The following is a 3,692-nucleotide window of genomic DNA, read 5'->3' as shown; positions in this document are numbered from 1 at the left end:
TATAATCTGCTTCACCACTAGCATTCAGCATGTATTGGCTCATAAATACAACCAAGATCCCCTTCATCCCATAAAAACTGAAGCGTTCAGCCGCTTCATTTCCAATAATATAGGGAATTCCTGAAGGCATTTTTTCTGTGGGAACTGGGGCTGTCTTATATTTCTCGTCCGACATAAATCTTCTAAACCCTTTCACAATATGCCAAAGCACTCTTAAGATCAGTCTCTCAACTGCCAGTCGGTTTCCACACGTTGTACCTGCACTCCTTCTTTTGAAGGCGTAAATTGATAAATACAATCCGCATACCGTTCAAACATGGCCGGATCATGGTGACTGATCATAATCACCTGGAAGCCAAGCGCTTCTCCCGCTTCGTGAATAATTTTCACCAGACGAGGCACTAAATCGGGGCGCAACCAGCAATCCTGCTCATCCAATACAAGTACCCGTCGGTGCTCAGATTCGTCTAACGTCATCAATGCAAACATCCGCAAACCCACAGACAGAATATTGGCCACTGAGCCCCCTTGCCCGCGGATGATGTCCTCAATGTTTCCCTCCCGCTCGATCTGAAAGTCGACGCTGGCTCCTCTGTGTTTCCATTCGGCAACGGCTTTCAATTTCAATGGCTGCTCCAACACTTCCTGCAGCGCAATGGTTAGTTTTTCCTGGATCAATTCCAGTTGCTGTTCAAACAACTGCCCGCTCAAAGTTTCGAGCGCTTCAGAGACCTGATCGGAAATGGCAAGATATTGCTCCGTTTCCGTGATCTGTCTGGTCAATTGTTTCTTTTCTTTCCCTTTCTGTTTACGTACCGCTGACAACTCCCAGCATCGACGCTGCAATGCTTTGGGAGAACTCAATTCCTGTTGAGAACGGGAAGGCTCTGATTGAGAAAACATCCTGGCCATGAGTCTCGTCTTATTCTAATAGGTTTTGTTTAAGGTGTATCTGTCGCCTGATGTTCTGTTTCAATGTTTGCCAACTCTGTTTCGATTTTCCCCAAAGTCTGGTGGTACTCGGCCCGTTTCCGTTCATTCTCTGTTTTAATCTGCTCTAGTTTCTCTTTTAACTCATCTAGATTATCAGTTCCGTAGTCACTCAACGCCTGTTGTTTCAGTTCATCCAGATTTTTTTCCGCATTGACCAGATCGCGTTCCGATTCGATTTTGCGTTTGTTTAATTCCTGATAGTGCGCCGTCAACGTTTCAATATCAGGCGCTTCATTTTGATCATTCGATGTCATTACTCGAAACCTCACTTGCTAAATTTCGTACTTCGTCTGCAACCGTTGTGCTAAATTGTTCCAGGTTCTTCTCCAGGAATAATTGTAAACCAGCACCAGTATCTGTTCGTCTCGACTGTAATTCTGCCAATCCAGAAATAAACGCCGAGGGAACCCCCTCTTCGGTTTCTTCTAATACTTCTTCATAAAACACTTCATCAAACGCCTGATGCGGCACCTCAAGCACTGACCGTTTCCAGCCTTCCGGCGTAACTTCCAGTTTCAGAACCGAAGGCACATGTGACCGTGAAGCATCGCTGCGCGATCTGCGCACAATGTTACCAGGCGTCACCCACGTCGTCTGCCCTTTTTCTACATCTTTCAGAGTCCGGTGAATATGGCCGTTGATTACATAATCCACACCCACTATTTCATACGGCTTAAAATGACCCTGTTCTTCGTAACCGGGTACAATCAGATCATGATGTGTCACCCAGATAATTAAAGAATCTTCCTCTTCGTTTTCAAACTCAACCGACCTGGGTAATTTTTGCCCCCAGGAAGTACCGCCGACGATCACCGATTGGCCCTGCATCTTCCCCCGCCAGGGCGTTTCTGCTGAGAGCAGATGGTACTTGCCTGCCTGGATAAGAATGCTCAGAGTATCGTGCTCGGTCAGTTGATTTTCCCGGCAGTCGTGATTTCCATAGATCCCATAAACGGGAGAATCAAACAGATTGATTAACTGACAAAGTAACGAATTCTGATTATCACGGGGAACATGAAATAAATCGCCGAGAATGACGGGAAGCAGATTCTGATCTTGAGCCGTTTTCAGGCACCAGCGTAACTTTTCCAGAACAACCTCTGGATATTCATCTTTCCGAAAACCGGGAACCCGCCCCTCCACATGAGGATCACCAATCAACAGCACACCGCAATAGGAATCACGCTCCATGTGCATGCCCCTTCAGTCCGGTTTCTGCTGCCTGTAAAAACTGTTCCGGCTCCAGTTCTGCACCACAGGTGGGACAGCTCGGATTTTTCTTGACCCAATCCTCCAATTCAGCACGAACAGCAGCATGCTCTGCGTTACACTTGTGACAGATTTGTTGCAACTGATCCAGCTGGTTTTGCGTTTCTTCCCACTGCCGACAGATTGATACCAAGCCCTGTATGTCATCCATCACAGGGGGTAGTGCGCAATTCTCCAAAATCATGTATTCCGCTCGGTCTACATCAACCCGCTCTGCTGCACACTCAATTTTCTCAATCCCATTCTGCAATGGTTCTGTGTCTGACAACGCTGGTGGTTCATCCAGATGCTTCAGACACAAGCTCGTCGTCCTGGCCTGATTATGGTTTTGATCCTGAATCTGGAATTCATTGATCACCCTTGTCAACAAAAGTGTCTCATGCAACTCAGGCGGTTCCTCTAAGCCTGTCAAAGCGATGACATTGAATTGCGTTTGTCTGACCTGCTGATTTACGTCTTGCAACCGCTGAGTCAGCAGTTCGATCGGTTTTTCATTTTCCTGTTGAAGTTCCTCAGGCAATAAATCCAAAGTTTGAACAGTATGCTTCAGCTTTGATACCGATTGAGATGATCGCTCCCACTCCTGGATGAATGATCCCAACTGTTGAATCTGTTGATCTTCTTTAATTAGTTCCTCATAGGTATTATCGAGCTCCTCTAACTTTGTTTCCAGATCAGGAACAGGTGCGAGGACATCAACTATCGCGCAGGTCTGTGTTAATTCTGCCTGCAAGCGTTGGAACTCCTGTTGCGCAGATTTGACCTTGGTACGATGCAGTTTCTGCATTTCGATCAGGACAGAGGCATCTGAAGAGGAAGCAAAGAAAGCAGCTGCCCGACTGCCACGCTCACCAAGCAGGAAAATTGGCGACTTTTGCTCACCGAAATGAACATCAAACTCATCACTGTCTCCCACTTTGACTTTTGAAAGTTTAAGCACCTCATGTAATTGATCGGGAGTTTTTCGATGAATGTCAATTCCATCAATACAATAACTTGCGTTTTTCTTCTTACGCTTCCATTCGATAGTATGTCCATCGTATGTTTCCACAATCACGCGGCACTCTTTAGCGCCATGTCTGATCATGTAATTACCTTTGGTATTCTCTGCCAGATTCTGTAGCGCAGACACGAAGGCCGACTTACCGCAATTATTCGGTCCAGTCAGAACGGTCAGACCGGGCGACAAATCGATCACGGTATGTGAATGACTCATAAAATTGTGCAAAGTAATCCGCTTTAACATGATCGCAAGTATAATCCCCACCGATCTAAAATCACAGGATCGCCATATCAGGTATTTCAGATCATCCGAGAAATAGACTATTGCGTTTCCCGACAATTTTGAGTCAAATAAAAGCAATCGCTGGGCTCAGACTCGATTTCGGCTCAGACTCGATTTCTCATACCTCTCATTCTCTTTCCGCTAT

At 46.0% G+C, this 3,692-nt stretch carries 4 protein-coding genes and 1 pseudogene; all 5 read right to left on the bottom strand.

The annotated features are described in order from the left end of the window. Positions 1-175, bottom strand: a pseudogene (locus Q0668_RS25800) (MFS transporter); the annotation flags it as partial. Positions 176-219: 44 nt separating this feature from the next. Then, positions 220-903 carry a DNA repair protein gene (locus Q0668_RS00020; RefSeq protein WP_298858668.1) on the bottom strand — a complete coding sequence of 228 codons (684 nt, stop codon included), beginning with the start codon at positions 901-903 and terminating at the stop codon, positions 220-222. A 38-nt stretch (positions 904-941) separates the two neighbouring features. Then, entirely contained in the window at positions 942-1,247 is a 306-nt protein-coding gene (locus Q0668_RS00015) for a hypothetical protein (RefSeq protein WP_298858666.1), read from the bottom strand. Next, positions 1,234-2,184 carry a metallophosphoesterase gene (locus Q0668_RS00010; RefSeq protein ID WP_298858664.1) on the bottom strand — a complete coding sequence of 317 codons (951 nt, stop codon included), beginning with the start codon at positions 2,182-2,184 and terminating at the stop codon, positions 1,234-1,236. Before Q0668_RS00010 ends, Q0668_RS00015 begins: the two co-directional genes overlap by 14 nt. Continuing rightward, positions 2,174-3,508 carry an AAA family ATPase gene (locus Q0668_RS00005; RefSeq protein ID WP_298858662.1) on the bottom strand — a complete coding sequence of 445 codons (1,335 nt, stop codon included), beginning with the start codon at positions 3,506-3,508 and terminating at the stop codon, positions 2,174-2,176. Before Q0668_RS00005 ends, Q0668_RS00010 begins: the two co-directional genes overlap by 11 nt. Between the last annotated feature and the right edge of the window lie 184 nt (positions 3,509-3,692).

The sequence above is a fragment of the uncultured Gimesia sp. genome, from assembly GCF_937910335.1.
GTDB lineage: Bacteria > Planctomycetota > Planctomycetia > Planctomycetales > Planctomycetaceae > Gimesia.
Note: the sequence above shows the minus strand (reverse complement) of the source record. Positions and strands in the feature narration are given on the sequence as shown.